This is a genomic window from Halovenus amylolytica, assembly GCA_004015825.1.
Taxonomy (GTDB): Archaea; Halobacteriota; Halobacteria; order Halobacteriales; family Haloarculaceae; genus Halovenus; species Halovenus amylolytica.
Genome location: SAYS01000009.1, coordinates 126,814 through 142,347 on the forward strand (window position 1 = coordinate 126,814; position 15,534 = coordinate 142,347).

The 15,534-nt window shown below is 61.5% G+C and carries 22 protein-coding genes and 2 tRNA genes; 6 read left to right on the top strand and 18 right to left on the bottom strand.

From position 1 onward, the window contains the following. The first annotated feature begins 3 nt into the window (after nucleotides 1–3). The gene (locus tag EOW68_RS18670; RefSeq protein ID WP_431358847.1) at nucleotides 4–144 is read left to right on the top strand and encodes a DUF7557 family protein; all 141 of its coding nucleotides are present in this window, start codon (nucleotides 4–6) and stop codon (nucleotides 142–144) included. On the opposite strand, the gene EOW68_RS09665 is transcribed toward EOW68_RS18670, so the two are convergent. The 3 genes from EOW68_RS09665 to EOW68_RS09675 all read right to left on the bottom strand — a co-directional run bounded on the left by EOW68_RS09665 (nucleotide 141) and on the right by EOW68_RS09675 (nucleotide 1,900). Further along, complete coding sequence (locus tag EOW68_RS09665) at nucleotides 141–593, bottom strand: DUF5799 family protein (RefSeq protein WP_128224951.1); 453 nt, start codon at nucleotides 591–593, stop codon at nucleotides 141–143. The genes EOW68_RS18670 and EOW68_RS09665 overlap by 4 nt on opposite strands. A gap of 69 nt (nucleotides 594–662) precedes the next feature. Next, nucleotides 663–1,061, bottom strand: a complete 399-nt coding sequence (locus tag EOW68_RS09670; protein ID WP_128224952.1) for an OsmC family protein — start codon at nucleotides 1,059–1,061, stop codon at nucleotides 663–665. Between the two features lie 119 nt (nucleotides 1,062–1,180). Continuing rightward, nucleotides 1,181–1,900: a metal-dependent hydrolase gene (locus EOW68_RS09675; protein ID WP_128224953.1), complete on the bottom strand. Its 720-nt coding sequence runs from the start codon at nucleotides 1,898–1,900 to the stop codon at nucleotides 1,181–1,183. A 120-nt stretch (nucleotides 1,901–2,020) separates the two neighbouring features. On the opposite strand from EOW68_RS09675, the gene EOW68_RS09680 reads away from it, so the two are divergent. Then, a complete protein-coding gene (locus tag EOW68_RS09680) occupies nucleotides 2,021–2,893 on the top strand; it encodes a CheF family chemotaxis protein (protein WP_128224954.1) in 873 nt (290 codons plus the stop codon). Between the two features lie 36 nt (nucleotides 2,894–2,929). Beyond that, nucleotides 2,930–4,084, top strand: coding sequence for a S1C family serine protease (locus EOW68_RS09685; RefSeq protein WP_128224955.1), 1,155 nt, complete (start codon nucleotides 2,930–2,932; stop codon nucleotides 4,082–4,084). Nucleotides 4,085–4,124: 40 nt separating this feature from the next. Here EOW68_RS09685 and rpsB read toward each other — a convergent pair whose 3' ends face one another. The 13 genes from rpsB to EOW68_RS09750 form a co-directional block, all read right to left on the bottom strand. Next, entirely contained in the window at nucleotides 4,125–4,898 is a 774-nt protein-coding gene (gene rpsB, locus EOW68_RS09690) for a 30S ribosomal protein S2 (RefSeq protein WP_128224956.1), read from the bottom strand. After that, nucleotides 4,895–6,094 (bottom strand): phosphopyruvate hydratase, encoded by a 1,200-nt coding sequence (eno, locus tag EOW68_RS09695; protein ID WP_128224957.1) that lies wholly within the window; start codon nucleotides 6,092–6,094, stop codon nucleotides 4,895–4,897. The genes rpsB and eno overlap by 4 nt, the downstream gene beginning before the upstream one ends. A gap of 19 nt (nucleotides 6,095–6,113) precedes the next feature. Further along, on the bottom strand, nucleotides 6,114–6,293 hold the full coding sequence (locus EOW68_RS09700) for a DNA-directed RNA polymerase subunit K (protein WP_128224958.1): 180 nt from the start codon (nucleotides 6,291–6,293) through the stop codon (nucleotides 6,114–6,116). Nucleotides 6,294–6,295: 2 nt separating this feature from the next. Then, a complete protein-coding gene (locus tag EOW68_RS09705) occupies nucleotides 6,296–6,496 on the bottom strand; it encodes a DNA-directed RNA polymerase subunit N (protein ID WP_128224959.1) in 201 nt (66 codons plus the stop codon). 6 nt (nucleotides 6,497–6,502) lie between these two features. Further along, nucleotides 6,503–6,901 (bottom strand): 30S ribosomal protein S9, encoded by a 399-nt coding sequence (locus EOW68_RS09710; RefSeq protein ID WP_128224960.1) that lies wholly within the window; start codon nucleotides 6,899–6,901, stop codon nucleotides 6,503–6,505. After that, complete coding sequence (locus tag EOW68_RS09715; protein WP_128224961.1) at nucleotides 6,895–7,332, bottom strand: 50S ribosomal protein L13; 438 nt, start codon at nucleotides 7,330–7,332, stop codon at nucleotides 6,895–6,897. The genes EOW68_RS09710 and EOW68_RS09715 overlap by 7 nt, the downstream gene beginning before the upstream one ends. Next, nucleotides 7,329–7,679 (bottom strand): 50S ribosomal protein L18e, encoded by a 351-nt coding sequence (locus EOW68_RS09720; protein WP_128224962.1) that lies wholly within the window; start codon nucleotides 7,677–7,679, stop codon nucleotides 7,329–7,331. The genes EOW68_RS09715 and EOW68_RS09720 overlap by 4 nt, the downstream gene beginning before the upstream one ends. 18 nt (nucleotides 7,680–7,697) lie before the next feature. Further along, nucleotides 7,698–7,782 (bottom strand) — tRNA-Leu (locus EOW68_RS09725). 102 nt (nucleotides 7,783–7,884) lie between these two features. Further along, nucleotides 7,885–8,661, bottom strand: coding sequence for a DNA-directed RNA polymerase subunit D (locus EOW68_RS09730; protein ID WP_128224963.1), 777 nt, complete (start codon nucleotides 8,659–8,661; stop codon nucleotides 7,885–7,887). Between the two features lie 3 nt (nucleotides 8,662–8,664). Continuing rightward, on the bottom strand, nucleotides 8,665–9,048 hold the full coding sequence (locus tag EOW68_RS09735) for a 30S ribosomal protein S11 (RefSeq protein WP_128224964.1): 384 nt from the start codon (nucleotides 9,046–9,048) through the stop codon (nucleotides 8,665–8,667). A 1-nt stretch (nucleotide 9,049) separates the two neighbouring features. After that, nucleotides 9,050–9,574 (bottom strand): 30S ribosomal protein S4, encoded by a 525-nt coding sequence (locus EOW68_RS09740; protein WP_128224965.1) that lies wholly within the window; start codon nucleotides 9,572–9,574, stop codon nucleotides 9,050–9,052. After that, a complete protein-coding gene (locus EOW68_RS09745; RefSeq protein ID WP_128224966.1) occupies nucleotides 9,575–10,096 on the bottom strand; it encodes a 30S ribosomal protein S13 in 522 nt (173 codons plus the stop codon). A 15-nt stretch (nucleotides 10,097–10,111) separates the two neighbouring features. After that, nucleotides 10,112–10,194, bottom strand: a tRNA-Ser gene (locus EOW68_RS09750). 260 nt (nucleotides 10,195–10,454) lie between these two features. Between EOW68_RS09750 and EOW68_RS09755 the strand changes: the two genes are divergently transcribed. Continuing rightward, nucleotides 10,455–11,516: a M20/M25/M40 family metallo-hydrolase gene (locus EOW68_RS09755; RefSeq protein WP_128224967.1), complete on the top strand. Its 1,062-nt coding sequence runs from the start codon at nucleotides 10,455–10,457 to the stop codon at nucleotides 11,514–11,516. Between the two features lie 18 nt (nucleotides 11,517–11,534). Here the strand turns inward: EOW68_RS09755 and EOW68_RS09760 are convergent, their stop codons facing one another. Continuing rightward, nucleotides 11,535–11,849, bottom strand: coding sequence for a hypothetical protein (locus EOW68_RS09760; RefSeq protein ID WP_128224968.1), 315 nt, complete (start codon nucleotides 11,847–11,849; stop codon nucleotides 11,535–11,537). 312 nt (nucleotides 11,850–12,161) lie between these two features. Here EOW68_RS09760 and EOW68_RS09765 point away from each other — a divergent pair, with 312 nt between their 5' ends. After that, on the top strand, nucleotides 12,162–14,246 hold the full coding sequence (locus EOW68_RS09765; protein WP_128224969.1) for a DHH family phosphoesterase: 2,085 nt from the start codon (nucleotides 12,162–12,164) through the stop codon (nucleotides 14,244–14,246). Nucleotides 14,247–14,319: 73 nt separating this feature from the next. Continuing rightward, nucleotides 14,320–15,063 (top strand): FAD-dependent thymidylate synthase, encoded by a 744-nt coding sequence (thyX, locus tag EOW68_RS09770; protein WP_128224970.1) that lies wholly within the window; start codon nucleotides 14,320–14,322, stop codon nucleotides 15,061–15,063. 5 nt (nucleotides 15,064–15,068) lie between these two features. Here thyX and EOW68_RS09775 read toward each other — a convergent pair whose 3' ends face one another. Then, nucleotides 15,069–15,314, bottom strand: coding sequence for a hypothetical protein (locus EOW68_RS09775; protein ID WP_128224971.1), 246 nt, complete (start codon nucleotides 15,312–15,314; stop codon nucleotides 15,069–15,071). Nucleotides 15,315–15,534: the final 220 nt, after the last annotated feature.

The window sequence follows — 15,534 nt, forward strand, 5'->3', positions numbered from 1 at the left end:
TGTATGTCCGAGATAGAACTCGACGAGGAGACCATAGAGCGACTGGACGGTCTTCGAGTCGAGGACGAGTCCTACGACGAGATCGTAAACGAACTCATCAATATCTACGAAGCAGAGGAACTGACGCTGTTTCACGCGGGCTAACTCTGACTCGCCCGTTCACAGAGCATCTCCCAGCGGCCTTCCTGTTCGAGATGTGTCTGTAACTCTGTCGTGTACTCCTCGACGAGTGCGGTCGCCGATTCGAGCTTCTGCTCGTCGACGTTGTCCCCCTCGGAGCCACCGCCTAGCCCGAGTGCACTTTTGAGTCCACTGAACAGGCCGTCACCCCCGGAGTCCGATTGCCTCTGGGGTGGGCCACCCATCCCCTGTGGGAGATTATCCAGTTCCGGAATTACCTGGGCGATCTTGTCAGTATCCGCGACGAGCTCTGCCTGGTCGGGATCGTCCGGCTGCTGGATATCGAACTCGACGGCCGTCATGATGAGTCCCCACTCCTGGTTGGAAAACTCGGAGCCGAGAATACGGTCGTTGAACTGCTGGTCGACCTGCATCCGGGCTCCAGCAAGCTGGTCTCGCCAGCCGTTGGTCATACACCGCTTTCGGACCAGGCTGGTGAAAGTGTTACTGTTGTGGGACTCCCGCCCGGCCGTGAGGTGTCGTTAGAAATCGACGCTGTCTTCGACGGTGACCTCGGCGTGGAGCTCTTCTCGGAGTGCTGTGTGGACGTGACAGATATCTTCGGCGCGGTCGACGACGTCCTCGATCGAATCCCCGAGTGACTCCTCGACGTGGACGTCGAAGTAGATCGATTCGAGGTCGTCTTCCTCGTCGATATCGGCGTAGGCCTCGATGTTGACGGTGCCGATGTCGCTGAACCCTTCCTTGTTCGCCCCGACGCGGAAAGCCGGGATGAAACAGGAGGCATAATCTGCGACCAGTACCTGGTTCGGGTCCGGCCCTTCCTCGCCTGTCGCGTCGATGGCCAGCTCCCAGTCGCCGATGACGTTCGTCGTTGCGTACCCTTCCGTGCTCGTGCTATCGATTTCGATGTCTGCCATATGCCTCTGTATATCTATCGGCAGTAGTGAAAATACTACCTGTGTTGTCAGCGCTTGCCGGTGACCGCGTGGATTCTGACTGGTCGTCCGCCCTCGACGGCGAGGGGCTTGACCGGTACCTACTCGTAGGTGAACGATTCGTCACCATCGAGGATGACGGGTTCGACACCCGGTGCGTTCCCCTCGATTGCCCGTTCGAAATCGCGCGTGTCGAGTTCGATTACTGCCATCGAATCGTAGTGCATCGGCATCGCGTAGTCGACATCCAGCCAGTCGGCGGCGATCGAAGCCTGCAGCGGTCCCATCGTGAAGTGATCCCCGGCCGGCAGCGCAGCGACGTCCGGTTCGAGGAACGGTCCGATGACGTCTTTCATCTCGGACATCAGCGCCGTATCGCCGGCGTGGTAGAACGTCTCTGACTCCTCGTCGGCGACTTTCGTCGGGTTCGTATCCGAGATGACGTAGCCTGCTGGCGGGCCGCCCGAGTACTCGTAGCTCGTTTCCATCCCGTTGGTGTGGTCTGCCTGGACCATCGTGACGAAGGCATCCCCGAGTTCGACCGTCCCACCGAGGTTGAAGCCGATCGTATTCTCCTCGTCGATGCCGTATTCGTCGACGACGAACCCGGCCAGCTCCGGCGTGGTTGCGACCGTCGCGTCGGTGAACGCACCGGCGTCGGCGATGTGATCCATGTGGCCGTGTGTCAGGAGGACGTACTCCGGATCCAGTTCCTCGGGTGCCATCTCCGTCTTCGGGTTGTCGAAGAAGGGATCGATCAGCAGTGTCGTCCCACCGAGTTCGACCTGCCACGTCGAGTGGCCGTGCCATGTGAGTTCCATTGCACACCGTCATTCGGCTGGTTGTTACTTATAATCGACTCCTTCGGCCCGTGGTTCGGCTGCCGATCGATCCTTGCCGCGAACTTTATTTTCCTCTACAGCAAACAGCTTCCTGTTCCGATGAGTTCTGCGCCACTGGCAAGGTTTTCGGCCACGGCTGTCGCGGAGAGTCCCGACTGGACCGGGCCCCAGACGGCAACAGTGGTGCTCCGCCACGGCGAACTCGCCTTCGAGGCCGGTGACGAGCGACTCTCGATTCCACTCGAGTCGATCTTCGATATCAACACCGGTTCGATTCCACCGCTGTTCGATTCGCTCCCTGGGATGGGTGTGACGATCGCCTACGACAGTGGGGACGAACGCGTCGTCGCTGCGATCGGGGCCGACGAGTCACTCGTCCGCAAATTCACGACCGCGACTTTCAAGACGATCCTCAACAACACACTCGTCAGGGTCAAACATCCTGCCACCCGTGGCGGTCGCGTCACAGGTGCTGCCTTCGAGTCGGCGCTGCTCTCTATTTCGACCAGTGCTGTCACGTTCGATACAGACGACAGTACGGTCGGTATCGATATCGATGGCGTGGTCGGATTCACACGGAACCAGCAGGCGGCCGACGGGCAGGAACGACCCGCGATCGAGGTTCGTCACTTCGCGGACGGGACGGCGATCACGACACAGGCCCTGACCGACTCACCACGGACGCTCTCGCTTCTCGGACGATATCTCCGCCGGCAGTACGACGAGCGGCTGGCCTCGCTGCAGCAACTCTCGCTGTCGGAGGCGGAGATCAAGACGCTCGTCACGATTTACTCGACCCGCGGGACCGGTGTCGCTGCCCGGGATGTGCTCGACTTTCCCCCCGACACCGTCCGCAAACTCCTTCACTCCTTACAGACGGATTCGCTGGTCCGGCGGGGCTCCGGCGGGCCGGAGCTGACGACGACCGGTCAGATCGTCGTCACACAGTATCTCGAACAGGTAAACGAGTGACCGGAGATTTATTTTGCTCGCAGCCTTTGCACTGGTATGGATGACGAGCGGTCCTCGCGACGTACATTTCTCGCATCGGCTAGTATTGCACTTTCGACTGCGATCGCGGGTTGCTCACTCGGCGCACCGACGGACTCGCCGGAGGAATCCAACACCACAGAGACAGCACAGTTCTCGAACGATCCACAGCGCCCCCCGCAACAGGAGCAGATACAGGCGGACTCACAGCTGTCGGGGGTCTATCAGGAGGTCGTCGACTCTGTCACTGCCGTCAGGATGGAAGGTGGCATGCAGGGTGCAGCGGCCGGGACGGCGTGGGTGTACGACGACGACTACCTCGTGACGAACGAACACGTCGTCCGGGAGGGGAGTGATCCCTTCCTCTGGTTTACCGATATCGGCTGGCGTGATGCGAGTATCGTCGGGACGGATCTCTACAGCGATCTCGCGGTACTGGAAGCCGAAAACAAGCCCGAGGAAGCGACGCCGCTCGATCTCGTCGACGAAGAGCCACCCGTCGGCACACGGGTCGCTGCCGTCGGCAACCCCTTCGAACTCACTGGCTCCTTTACCAGCGGCGTCATCAGTGGCCGCAACCGGACGATCCAGATCCCCCGCACGCCGTTTTCGATCGCTGACGGCGTTCAGACAGACGCCGCGCTCAACCCCGGCAACAGCGGTGGCCCCCTGATCACTCACGACGGCGAGGTCGTCGGCGTGATAAACTCCGGCATCAGGGGATCGCAGGCGAACCCGGCCGAAAACGTCGGCTTCGCTATCTCCGCAGCGCTGGTTCGCGAGGTGGTCCCGGAACTGATCGAGGACGGTACGTACGAACACTCCTATCTCGGTGTCGGACTGCGGGACGTGACTCCCGGCATTATCGACGCAAACGATCTCGACGGTGTCCGCTGGGGCGTCTACATCGGTGAGGTCGTCTCGGATGGGCCAGCTGCCGGTACCCTGCGTGGTACCCAGACGACAGAGCGGGTCAGAGGCAGGCAGGTTCCGGTCGGCGGCGACGTGATCGTCCGGATGGGCGACTGGACGATCCAGAACCGCGAACGGCTCTCTGCGTTTCTCGCCCTCGAAACCACTCCTGGTGACACTATCGAGATCGAGGTCGTCCGCGACGGGGAACGCGAGACCGTCGACGTTACTGTCGGTTCACGGCCGGACCCAGAGGTGTAACTCCGGGCGCCACGAACAGAACAACTCCGCAAAAACAGCGTCAGATATCGGTCTCGAAGTCTTCGAGGCTGTAGGATGGCTCGGCACCACGTCGGTCGAGTGTCTCGTTTGCCAGCAGCCAGTAGACGACGGAGAGTGCTTTTCGCCCCTTGTTGTTCGTCGGGACGACCAGATCGACGTTGCTGGTCGTGTTGTTGGAGTCACACATCGCGATCACTGGAATGCCGACCGTGATCGCTTCCTTGACTGCCTGTGAGTCACCGATCGGGTCGGTGACGACCACGACGTCGGGTTCGATGTAGCCGTCGTATTTCGGGTTGGTCAGCGTCCCCGGGATGAAGCGGCCAGTTCGGGCGCGTGCACCGACAGCGGTCGCGAACTTCTCGGCCGGGAACCGACCGTACTGCCGCGAGGAGGCCACGAGGATCTGTTCTGGCTCGTAGTTGGACAGGAAATCCGCAGCCGTCCGGATGCGGCTGTCGGTCATCGACACGTCCAGTACGTACAGACCATCTGTCCGGACGCGGTGGATGAACCGCTTCATATCGGCGGTGTTCTGCTGGGTCCCGATGTGGACACCCGCGCCGAGGTAGTCCTCGACGGGGATCAGCAGATCCGCTTCCTCGTCGGACATGACGTCCTCGTCGAGGTCCGGGCCGTCTGATTCAGCCTCGGCCTCCTCGGCCTCGGCCGGCGATTCTGCAGGTTCGTCAGTCTCCGCGGCCGTGTCGACGTTCTCCGGCGCTTCCTCCGCTTGCTCCGGATCGACGTCGGACTCGGCTGCGTCGAGACCTTCGTTGTCGTTTCCACTCATGCGTTTTGCTCGATTCGAATTAGTTCGTTCAGTTTTGCCGTTCGCTCGCCACCGACGGCGCCCGTCTTGATGTATGGGGCGCTTACTGCGGTCGCGAGGTGTGCGATCGTCGTATCCTCCGTCTCGCCGGAGCGATGGGAGATGACCGACTCGTAGCCGTTCTCGGTCGCCAGTTCGATGGCGTCGACGGCATCGGACAGCGTTCCGATCTGGTTGGGCTTGATCAGGATGCTGTTGCCGGCCGCCTCGTCGATCCCGCGTTCGAGCCGCGAGACGTTCGTCACGAAGAGGTCGTCACCACAGATCAGCACGTCCTGGTCGCTGACTTTCCCGGTGAGTTCGGCAGTGCCCTCGAAGTCGTTCTCGTCGAGTGGGTCCTCGACGTAGACGAGGTTGTACTCCTCGATCAGCTCTGCCATGTACTCGATCTGCTCGTCGGTCGTCTTCGAGCCATCGCTGTACTGGTACTCGCCGTCCTCGTACATCTCTGCGGAGGCGACGTCCAGTCCGAAGCGGATCTCGAAACCGACCTCGTCTTCGACGAGATCGGTCGCTTCCTCCATGATCTCGAAGGCTTCCGCGTCCGAAATCGACGGTGCCCACGCACCCTCGTCGCCTTTCCCGGCAGCGATATCGCGCTCGCCGAGGATGTCGGAGACTGCTGCGTGGACGGCCGCGTTCGCGAAGATGGCGTCTTCGACGGATGGGGCGCCGACCGGGACGGAGAGGAACTCCTGGATGTCGGTCGCATCGGCAGCGTGTTCACCGCCACCGATGACGTTGCCAAGCGGCGTCGGGAGCTCGTCGCCCCGGAAGGTGCCGCCGAGATGCTGGAACAGTGGTGCGCCCAGCACGTCCGAGGCGGCTTTCGCGGCTGCCATCGAGATGGCGACTGCGCTGTTCGCGCCGATGCCGGAGAAGTCGTCCGTACCGTCAGCGGCGTGTAGCGTGGCGTCGACGTCGCGCTGGTCGCCGGCGTACACTTCGCCGACGAGTCGCGGGACGGCATTCTCCCGTGCGCTGGCGATTGCCTCGCTGGCGGGGAGTTCGATCGCCTCGTGTTCGCCCGTGCTTGCGCCGGATGGCGCTTTGGCACGGCCGAAGCCGCCGCTTTCGGTTCGCACGTCCGCTTCGACTGTCGGGTTCCCTCGCGAATCGAGAACACGTCGGAGTTGGATATCTGTGATCAGTGTCATAGTACACAACCTGTCTCTGTCATCTGTCGTACCCCCGTCTGACCGTGAACGGGAGCACGTCCCGATCGTACTCTTCGGCAGCGATGAGAATCGGCTCGGTCTGTTCGGTGTCGATCAGTACAGGCGCGCCGTAGGCGACCTGCAGCGCTCGCGCACCGATGATCCGCGCCCGTTCGTATCTGTTGTCTGTGCGTGGCATGGTTACTGGTACGGGGCGACGATGTCGACGAGATCTTTGTGTGAGACGAGCATGCGGCGACAGCAGTGTCGCTCCACGCCCAGCTCGTCGAGTACCTTCGCCGGATCCTCCGGCTCGTCGGCCTCGCGGGTCCGATGTTTGAACTCTTCCCAGTGTTCGCCGACCACGTTACCGCAGGTGAAACACCGGACTGGTACCATCATGGATGATCACCGATAGGATTTCTGGTAGCGCGCCCGGGCACCCGGACCGCCCCACTTTTTGGCCTCGCTCTGTCGAACGTCGTTGACGAGCAGCGACCGGTCGAACTCCATGTAGGCATCACGCAGTTCTGCGTCGTTCGTATGCTGGACCAACCCACGCGCGATCGCCGTCCGCGCGGCGTCTGCCTGACCCATCACGCCGCCACCTTCGATGCTGACGTCGATATCGACGTCGTCTCGGAGGTCGTCGTCGGTGATCCGGAACGGCTCCAGCATCTTCAGCTGGGCGCTTTGCGGATCGACCAGTTCGACGGGCGTGTTGTCGATTCGTACCTTGCCGGTACCGTCACGGACTGTCGCCCGTGCGATTGCCGTCTTCTTCTTGCCTGATGTGTTCGTTACCATGTGACGTTTGCTCCGAGTGTTTCGCTGACCTCCCCGAGGGAGACGAACTTGATCTTCGAGAGTCGATCCAGCGAGGTGCCCTCCAGAATCTCTCCGTCCTCCTCGTACGGATTGCCGAGGTAGACACGGACGTTCTCGAATGCCTCGCGACCGCGTGGCTTCTTGTGCGGTAGCATGCCACGGATCGACCGCTTGAAGATGCGGTCTGGCTGTTTGGGGTAGGCCGGTCCGCGGTCGGAGCCGACCTCCCGTCGTTTCTCGAATTTCGCTTCGATCTGCTCCTTGCGGCCGGTGATCACAGCGTCTTCGGCGTTGACGACGGCGACGCGTTCGCCATCGAGTGCGCGCTCGGCGACCTGTGAGGCCACACGACCGAGGATGCAGTCACGGGCGTCGATGACCGCGTCTGCGTCGAATCTCGCGGTGCTCATCGGATCACCCGTACGTTCGTTCCGTCTGGGTTCTGTTCGAGTGCCTCTTCTAGTTTCATGGTATCTCCGACCTGTTCGATTTTCGTCTGCGCTGTGCCGGAAAAGTCAACAGCGGCCACGTCGACCTCCTTCTGGAGGACGCCGCTGCCGAGGACTTTGCCGGGTACCACGACGGTCTCGTCAGCCTGTGCGTACCGCTCGATGCGGCCCAGGTTGACTTCTGCGTGTGTACTCCGGGGTTTCTCCAGTCGATCCGCAACGTCACTCCAGACGTTGCTCTCGGAGTTCCGGGCAGCCGACTTCAGATCGGCGATGAGACTGTTTAGTCTCGGATTCGTTTTACTCATGACCTACCTCCTAAAAAGTGCAGGGAGCAGGATTTGAACCTGCGGACCCCTACGGGACAGCGCCCTGAACGCTGCGCCGTTGGCCAGACTTGGCTATCCCTGCACGCAGTTTCTCTTGGTGTTCGTCCACTCAAACCGCTTTCGATCCGCCGGTTCGCGCCGCTCTCCAGCGCGAGGGCAGTCGCAGGTCGAGTGGACGTGCCTGTCATAGCTGTACTGTCTCCTTCAGTTCCGCTGCGCGGTCTTCGATCGTGCCGATCGCTTCGAGCACCAGATCGTCCGCGCTCATCGAACCGTCCGTCTCGACGTCGAAGACGAAGGCGTCCTCGATGTCGGTCACTTCGAGTTCCTTGCCAGGGTACCGGTTCGTGAGATCGTTGTCGAAGGTCTCGGTGGCGACCAGGTCGCCGTTCTCGGCGTCACCGACTGCGTGTTCGGCCGCAGCCTCCTCGATCACACCCCGAAGAATCTGGGGTTCGTCGTCGTCGAACTCGCCTTTCTCGCCGACGACCTCGACGCGCTGGAGGTGTCGGTAGGAGACGGCGACGCCGCCCTGGTGTTTGGCGTGTTCCCGACCGACGTCCAGCACAGCGTCTGCTTCGACTTCCAGCCGCTGGTCTTCCTTGAGGTCGATGATCGGGATGTTGTCGTCGGCGGGCTGGACCAGCTCGTCGCTGGTGACGATATCGCCGGAGTAGGCCGTCTCTGGCCCCTCGACGTCGATCGACAGTGTGACCTCCTCCCCGATCTCGAACTCACCCGGTGGGGTCGTAAGCGGCACCAATCCAAGCCGGAGTCCGATCTGCTCGTCGAACATCACACTCGAGTTCTCGACGAAGCGGATGGTGTCGACGCTCAGCGTCGGCACGTCCGCGATCATCGCGCGGCGGATGCCGTTGGCAAACGCAGGCGTGATCGGCCGGACGGCGAATCGGGCCGTCCGGTCGTCTCGTTCGACGAACTGGACCTCGTATTCAGGCATGTGTTAGAACCCTGCGTTTTTCGGACCGCGTGTTCCGTCGTGTGGGATCGGGGTGACGTCCTCGATCCGTCCGATCTCCAGCCCGGCTCGGGCCAGCGCACGGATCGTCGCCTGTGCGCCCGGCCCTGGGTTGGTCTGCTGGTTGCCACCAGGACCGCGAACGCGGACGTGGACGCCTTCGACACCCTGTGATTTGGCCTCTTCCGCGACCGTCTCGGCCATCTGCATGGCGGCGTAGGGCGACGCCTCGTCGCGGTTCTGCTTCACGACCGTCCCACCGCTGGATTTCGCCAGCGTCTCGGCGCCGGTCTGGTCCGTGATGGTGATGATCGTGTTGTTGAACGATGCGTGCACGTGGGCAATGCCCCAGATGTCGTCGTCTGCCATGTTATTGTTCCTCCGCTCGTTCCGGGTGGAGTTCGTCCGTCAGCGGCGAGTTGCTGTCGAACTCCACGGTGTCTGCCTCGGAAACCTCGACCTTGTAGGAGGGGATGGTGACGCGTCGACCGTCCACTCGCACGTGGCCGTGGTTGATGAACTGCCGGGCCTGCTCTGTCGTGTTGGCCAGTCCCTTCCGGTAGGCGACCGTCTGGAGTCGCCGTTCGAGAATGTCCGTCACGTCCAGCGCCAGCACCTCGTCGAGTGACTCCTCGTCCGAGAGGATGCCGAGTTTCTGCAGTCGAGCGAGAAAGTCCGCACCCTCGTCGGCTGCTGCGACGGCGTCTCCGCCGGCGTCGCCGATGAGGCGTCGGGCCTCGCGGCGGTACTGGCGCAGTTCGGACTGTGCACGCCAGAGTTCTTCTTTGTTTTTCAGTCCGTACTTGCCCGAAAGTCCCGTCTCCTCGGAGATGCGCTCTCCCTGGTATGGGTGGTTCGGCGTCTCGTAGAACTTCGTGTTTGATCCAAGCGCCATTTATCCTTCCTCCTCTTCTTCGGCGGCTTCCGCCGCTTCCTCTTTGATTGCTTCGACGTTGACCCCGATGGTCCCCTCGGATCGACCCGTGGACTTCGTCCGCTGACCGCGGACCTTCTGGCCGCGTTTGTGTCGAACTCCCTTGTAGGAGTCGATCATCTTCATGCGGTTGATGTCCTGTCGGCGGGTCAGTTCCAGATCGTTGCCGATCTCGTGGGTGGTTTCGCCAGCGAAGAAGTCGTTCTGGTGGTTCGCGAGCCAGTCCGGGACTTCGTCGGCAAAGCCTTGGACGAGATCGGTAATCGACTCGATCTCGTCGTCTTCGAGCGCACCGAAGGTTGCGGTGCGGTCGATGCCTGCCTTGTTGGCGATAATTCGGGCTGAACGCCGGCCGATACCGTCGAGATCGGACAGCGACCGCTCGACTGACTTGGTGCCGTCGAGGTCGGTCTGTCCGATGCGGACGAAGTAACGAATGTCCTCGTCAACTTCGTCCCCGTCTGTTGGTTCTTCTGCACTCATGGATTGGGTGTTAGACGTCGTGGCGGGGATTCGAACCCCGGAGGCATTATGCCACATGGTTAGCAACCATGCGCCTTGGGCCGCTTGGCTACCACGACTCGCGTATCGTCGGGTTACTCTCGCCCTGCTACGGACTCGGGGCCGGAGCCCCTACACGATTCTACTCAGTACTCCTGTGCCGGTGTATTTAAACACAACGAAGTGGCTCGGTGACCGTGTGGGTCGGTCACAGCTGTCGATTGGATAATTCCGATTCCAGTCTGCCGATCCGGAACCGTCCAGTGTTCGCCTATACGCAGAATATCAACATTTGGTAACCAAGCGGTAAATTCACCACGGCCCCGGCCAAATGGCCTGTATGAACCAGAGTCAGCGAGAGTTTCTCGACGCACTACTCGAAACAGCCAGTCCCTCCGGGTTCGAATCCCCCAGCCAGCGGGTCTGGGTCGAGTACGTCTCCGAGTACGCCGACGAGATCCGGACTGACGACTACGGCAACGCCGTCGCAGTACTCGACGGGAACGACACCTCCGTCGCGCTCGCGGGCCACAGCGACGAGATCGGCTTCATCGTCCGGGAGATCGAAGACGACGGCTACATCCGGATCGCCCGGATCGGCGGCTCTGACCGGACCGTCTCTCAGGGCCAGCACGTCCACATCCACACAGACGACGGCCCTGTTTCCGGTGTCATCGGGCAGACAGCGATCCACCTCCGCGATCCCGAAGACGAGTCGGTGCAGGATATCGACGAACAGCACGTCGACATCGGCGTCGAGGACGGCGACGAGGTCGCGAAACTCGTCGAGCGCGGTGATCCGATCACCTTCCAGCAGACCGTCTCGGAACTGGAAGGCGACCGGATCGCTGCCCGCGGTCTCGACAATCGCGTCGGGATCTGGGCAGCGGCGGAGGGCTTTCGTCGGGCCGCAGAGCACGACCCGGACGCGACCGTCTACGCGGTGAGTACTGTCCAGGAAGAGGTCGGGTTGCAGGGTGCGAAGATGGTCGGCTTCGATCTCGATCCGGACGTGGCAATCGCGACAGACGTGACCCACGCGACCGACGAACCGGGGACCCCCGGCAACAAACGGACTGGTGTCGAACTCGGTGAGGGGCCCGCCGTCACGCGCGGGAGCGCGAGTCATCCAAACGTAGTCGCGGCTGTCCGGGACGTCGCGGCGGAGCAGGCGATCGACATCCAGCTCGAAGCCACCGGGATCAGGACCGGAACCGACGCCGATGCCTTTTACACCTCACGAAGCGGGATTCCGTCGCTGAACCTCGGGATTCCGAACCGCTACATGCACACGCCAGTCGAGATGCTCGATCTGGCCGACCTCGACGCTACCGCTGAACTGCTCGGTCAGTTCGCTGCCCGGGCCGGCGATTACGAGTACGCCGTCGATATCGGTCGATAATGCGGGACTACGTCGCCCTCAGCCGATAAGCCCGGACTGGAATTTACACTCCTTTTTGATCAGGTCCGCACCGAGTGCTGCTGCGAGCGCTGCAGGCCAGAAGACGCCGACACCGAGTGTAAAGCTCAGCTCCGTTGCGATGACGCCGGTAATCCCAAGATACAGTGTGTACCGCGCGAGTGCCGCCAGGAGAATACCCAGTACGATCGGGATAATCATCGCGCGGTAGGGGTTCGAAAAGCGCAACGACTGGTTGATCAGACTCCGAATGCCCCAGATCTGCTGTGCTTCCAGCAACAGATCTCTGCCCTTGTATGGCTCACTTTCTGTCATGCCATTCTCTCTCCGTCCTGGATCCAGTGGTGACCGTCCGGGTTCCCAGCGGTTCCAAACTTGGTTGACCTGTCGGTACTCGTCCCAACACGTACAGCCTTCCAGCGACCGGTCTCTCGCTCCCTTCCACGGGTATACGTGTTTCTCTCATCGACAGCCCCGTAGGAAACTAGTAGGGACTCGTATTCAAACTGATAGCGTTCACCCGAATAATCACATACTCTCGTTGTCGCGAAAACGGCCCCGATCGATCAGTAGTTCGCCAGCACCAATTCGACAACCGTTTTAGGCCGGACACGCTTTTTCGATGCAATGGGATCATGTATTATCTGCGGTTCATCTACTGATGGCCGCGTATGTGAACTTCACGAGGAAGACGTTGTCTTCGAGTTCCGAGGAAACCAGCCCGATCAACTGTCGCCGCGACGCTACTACCGGGGGACAGTCGACGGCTACGCCGAGTTCGGTATTTTTGTCGATATCGGCGACAGCGTTACTGGGCTCTTGCACAAAAGCGAACTCGACCAGCGTCTCGACAGTATCGATCTCGAACCGGGCGATACGGTGTACGTCCAGGTCCAGAACGTCCGCGACAACGGCAACGTGGATCTGGGCTGGTCGATCCGGCAGGATCGCTCCCACTTCCGAGGCGCGCTCGTCGACGATCCGAGCGCCGACGAGGAACTCCTCCTCAACGAAGCAGAGGACCAGTCAGCCGAATCGAGTCCGAAGCCAACAGCCGACGACGTTTCGAAAACAGAACGCAGCAGCTCCAGCGAGTCCGAGACAGCGGACGACCAGTCGGACGACGAATCTGCCGAACCGTCGTCGGAGTCGGAAGAACCGGAGCCGACCGACGACACCAGCGGTCCCGAGTTCGAGTCGGTGACGATCGACCGACTTGAGGACTACGTCGGCAAGCGCGTTCGGCTCGAAGGTGAGATCGAGACCGCCCGACAGACGAGCGGTCCGACGGTGTTCAAGCTGCGAGACGAGACCGCATCTGTCGAATGTGCGGCCTTCGAGGAGGCCGGTGTCCGGGCCTACCCGGAGGTCGGCGAGGGTGATGTGGTCCGGATCGAGGGGGAAGTCGAGCGCCGGCGCAACGAACTGCAGGTCGAAACCGAAGCGCTAGTTCTGCTCGAAGACGACGAACGCGAGGAAGTCACCGAACGGATGCACGAGGCGATGATCCAGCGTGCCCGACCCGGTGAGTTCGAGTCCCTGACCGAGGATCCGGCCGTCGAGTCGGTCGAGGAGCCGATCCGTGACGCCGCGACCGCGATCCGTCGCGCCGTCATCGAGGGTCGTCCGGTCGTCGTCCGCCACGCAGCAACCGCCGACGGCTACGTCGCAAGCGCTGCAATCGAGCGCGCGACGCTCCCACTCGTGCGTGAGGAACACGGCTCTGCGGACTCGGAGTACCACTACTTCGACCGCCGACCGCTCGACGGCTCGGTGTACGACATGGACGACGCGACGAAGGACGTGACGACAATGTTGCAAAACCGTGATCGACACGGCGAGACGCTCCCGCTTTTCGTCTTCGTCGCGGCCGGTGGCACCGCCGAATCGATCGACGGCTTCGATCTGCTCGACACCTACGACGCCCGCCGTGTCGTCATCGACGAGCGAGCCATCGAGACGGGTGTGGCTGACGCGATCGACGTCCTCGTCAGCCCGACAGTCGAAGGCGAGTTCGAGACGACGGCTACCGTGCTCGGCGCGAACGTCGCAGCACAGGTCAACGCCGACGTTCGTGACGATCTGCGCCACCTGCCGGCGATCAGCTTCTGGGAGGACACTCCCGAGCAGTACGTCGAGCTCGCCACGGAGGCCGGCTACGAGCCCGACGATACCACGAACCTCCGTGAAGCGGTCGCGCTCAAGGCCTTCTACCAGTCCTACGAGGACAAACGCGAACTCATCTCGGATCTGCTCTTTGCCGACGAGGCAGACGATCCTGTCGGGCTCGCCGGACACGTCGCAGAGCAGTACCGGACCCGGATGGATTCGGAGATCGAAACTGCAGAGGCGAATCTGGAGGAGTTCGATGCAGGTGGTGAGACGATCCTCGTGCTGGATACCCAGGCCTACACGCACAAATACGAGTTCCCGCCAACGCCGCTGCTGCTCGAGGAACTCTACCGCCGACACCGGGAGGATGGCGTTGCGCTCGTCGGGATCGGCGAGGACGAAGCGTACATCCGGAGTGATACGGACGTCGACGTCCGATCTGTCGCCGAGGCTGCCCGCGAACACGCACCAGGGGCTGCACTGGACGTCCGTGGCGCTCGCGAGGGACGCGTCGAATTCCTCGTCGGGGAGCGCGACAACGCCCGTGAGGCGCTGCTCGAAGCGCTCGGAGCCGAACTCTCCTCCGTCGCTGCGGCCTGATTTTTGACGATTCGGTACCGTCTTTCGAGGTGCGACCAGCGGAATTATACCACTCCAGGCCAGTCGCATCTGTATGGACGTCCAGTTACTCGAAGCGACGGAGGACCCCGAACGGCTCATCTGCCAGGCCGCGCGCAACGATTACATGGAGGAGTTTGTCGGCGAGACATCCTTCGAGGAGATTATGGAGGAAGTCGGCGGCGACTCGCTCGAAGACCGTCAGGAGACACTCATCCACCACCTACTCGATCACGGTCACTTCGGTCCGTTCGAGCATCCCCACGCGACCTTTGCTGTCAAGGGGATCAGCCGTTCCTGTATGGCACAGATCACTCGTCACCGGCACGTCTCCTTCGATGTTCAGTCGATGCGGTACGTCTCCTTCGACGATGTCGATCCGGCAGACGTCCGCGAGGGGGAGATGGTCGTCGTTCCGCCATCTGTCGACGATCCCGACTGGGTCGGGCGGAATCAGGACACCGGCCCTGTCGACGACGAGACAGCAAAGCGCCGCGAGGAACTGTTCCGCGAGACGATCGAGAACGCATTCGACTCCTATCAGGAACTGCTCGAAATGGGGCTCCCGCCGGAAGACGCGCGCTACGTCCTTCCGATCGGAACGAAAGTGAACATGGTGATGTCGATGAACGCCAGAATGCTGATGCACGTCGCCGATATGCGCGCTGCGGCCGACGCCCAGTGGGAGATCCGCCAGATGACCGAGGCTATCCTCGATCTGGCTGCCGAGTGGTGTCCGATCACCTTCGAACAGTACGAAGCGGAGATGAAAAACCGGAAAAACCGGCTCGCCCCCTGACTCTCTCAGTCGTCTGCGACCGCGTGACCGGACTGCCGCCCGGCCGAGGATTCGACGCGAACTGACTCGCTCTCACGAAGTCCTCTGGTCGAATCACTGAACGATGCAAAGCCATCTGCTACCTCGGTCATCGTCCCGGAAAGCTCGTCCGTGAGCGTGCTCATCTCTTCGAAAGAGTCCCTGAGCTTCTGTGCTGCGCTCGCGATATCTACGTCGTCGGCTTCGGTGTCGGTTGTGTTGCGTTCTACCATTATACAATATACAAAGCACGCTTCGTGTCTGTATCTAACACCTAACTAGTTGGTATCTATCTAGTATGACTAACCTAACTGATTAGGAACGCTCACAGAAATAGATCGTCGTGGTCTGGAACAGCTGTTCGCATTGGGTGATAGTCGGTCGACCGCTGGTGCCGTGTCGGGACGAAGAGTACCGAACAGTTGAACGAGCTAGTAGCAGGCGCAGTGTTTT

Bases quoted from the DNA above. Each gene is read 5' to 3' on its own strand.
- EOW68_RS18670 (WP_431358847.1), top strand. From the start codon at position 4: ATGTCCGAGATAGAACTCGACGAGGAGACCATAGAGCGACTGGACGGT.
- EOW68_RS09665 (WP_128224951.1), bottom strand. From the start codon at position 593: ATGACCAACGGCTGGCGAGACCAGCTTGCTGGAGCCCGGATGCAGGTC.
- EOW68_RS09670 (WP_128224952.1), bottom strand. From the start codon at position 1,061: ATGGCAGACATCGAAATCGATAGCACGAGCACGGAAGGGTACGCAACG.
- EOW68_RS09675 (WP_128224953.1), bottom strand. From the start codon at position 1,900: ATGGAACTCACATGGCACGGCCACTCGACGTGGCAGGTCGAACTCGGT.
- EOW68_RS09680 (WP_128224954.1), top strand. From the start codon at position 2,021: ATGAGTTCTGCGCCACTGGCAAGGTTTTCGGCCACGGCTGTCGCGGAG.
- EOW68_RS09685 (WP_128224955.1), top strand. From the start codon at position 2,930: ATGGATGACGAGCGGTCCTCGCGACGTACATTTCTCGCATCGGCTAGT.
- rpsB (WP_128224956.1), bottom strand. From the start codon at position 4,898: ATGAGTGGAAACGACAACGAAGGTCTCGACGCAGCCGAGTCCGACGTC.
- eno (WP_128224957.1), bottom strand. From the start codon at position 6,094: ATGACACTGATCACAGATATCCAACTCCGACGTGTTCTCGATTCGCGA.
- EOW68_RS09700 (WP_128224958.1), bottom strand. From the start codon at position 6,293: ATGCCACGCACAGACAACAGATACGAACGGGCGCGGATCATCGGTGCG.
- EOW68_RS09705 (WP_128224959.1), bottom strand. From the start codon at position 6,496: ATGATGGTACCAGTCCGGTGTTTCACCTGCGGTAACGTGGTCGGCGAA.
- EOW68_RS09710 (WP_128224960.1), bottom strand. From the start codon at position 6,901: ATGGTAACGAACACATCAGGCAAGAAGAAGACGGCAATCGCACGGGCG.
- EOW68_RS09715 (WP_128224961.1), bottom strand. From the start codon at position 7,332: ATGAGCACCGCGAGATTCGACGCAGACGCGGTCATCGACGCCCGTGAC.
- EOW68_RS09720 (WP_128224962.1), bottom strand. From the start codon at position 7,679: ATGAGTAAAACGAATCCGAGACTAAACAGTCTCATCGCCGATCTGAAG.
- EOW68_RS09730 (WP_128224963.1), bottom strand. From the start codon at position 8,661: ATGCCTGAATACGAGGTCCAGTTCGTCGAACGAGACGACCGGACGGCC.
- EOW68_RS09735 (WP_128224964.1), bottom strand. From the start codon at position 9,048: ATGGCAGACGACGACATCTGGGGCATTGCCCACGTGCACGCATCGTTC.
- EOW68_RS09740 (WP_128224965.1), bottom strand. From the start codon at position 9,574: ATGGCGCTTGGATCAAACACGAAGTTCTACGAGACGCCGAACCACCCA.
- EOW68_RS09745 (WP_128224966.1), bottom strand. From the start codon at position 10,096: ATGAGTGCAGAAGAACCAACAGACGGGGACGAAGTTGACGAGGACATT.
- EOW68_RS09755 (WP_128224967.1), top strand. From the start codon at position 10,455: ATGAACCAGAGTCAGCGAGAGTTTCTCGACGCACTACTCGAAACAGCC.
- EOW68_RS09760 (WP_128224968.1), bottom strand. From the start codon at position 11,849: ATGACAGAAAGTGAGCCATACAAGGGCAGAGATCTGTTGCTGGAAGCA.
- EOW68_RS09765 (WP_128224969.1), top strand. From the start codon at position 12,162: ATGGGATCATGTATTATCTGCGGTTCATCTACTGATGGCCGCGTATGT.
- thyX (WP_128224970.1), top strand. From the start codon at position 14,320: ATGGACGTCCAGTTACTCGAAGCGACGGAGGACCCCGAACGGCTCATC.
- EOW68_RS09775 (WP_128224971.1), bottom strand. From the start codon at position 15,314: ATGGTAGAACGCAACACAACCGACACCGAAGCCGACGACGTAGATATC.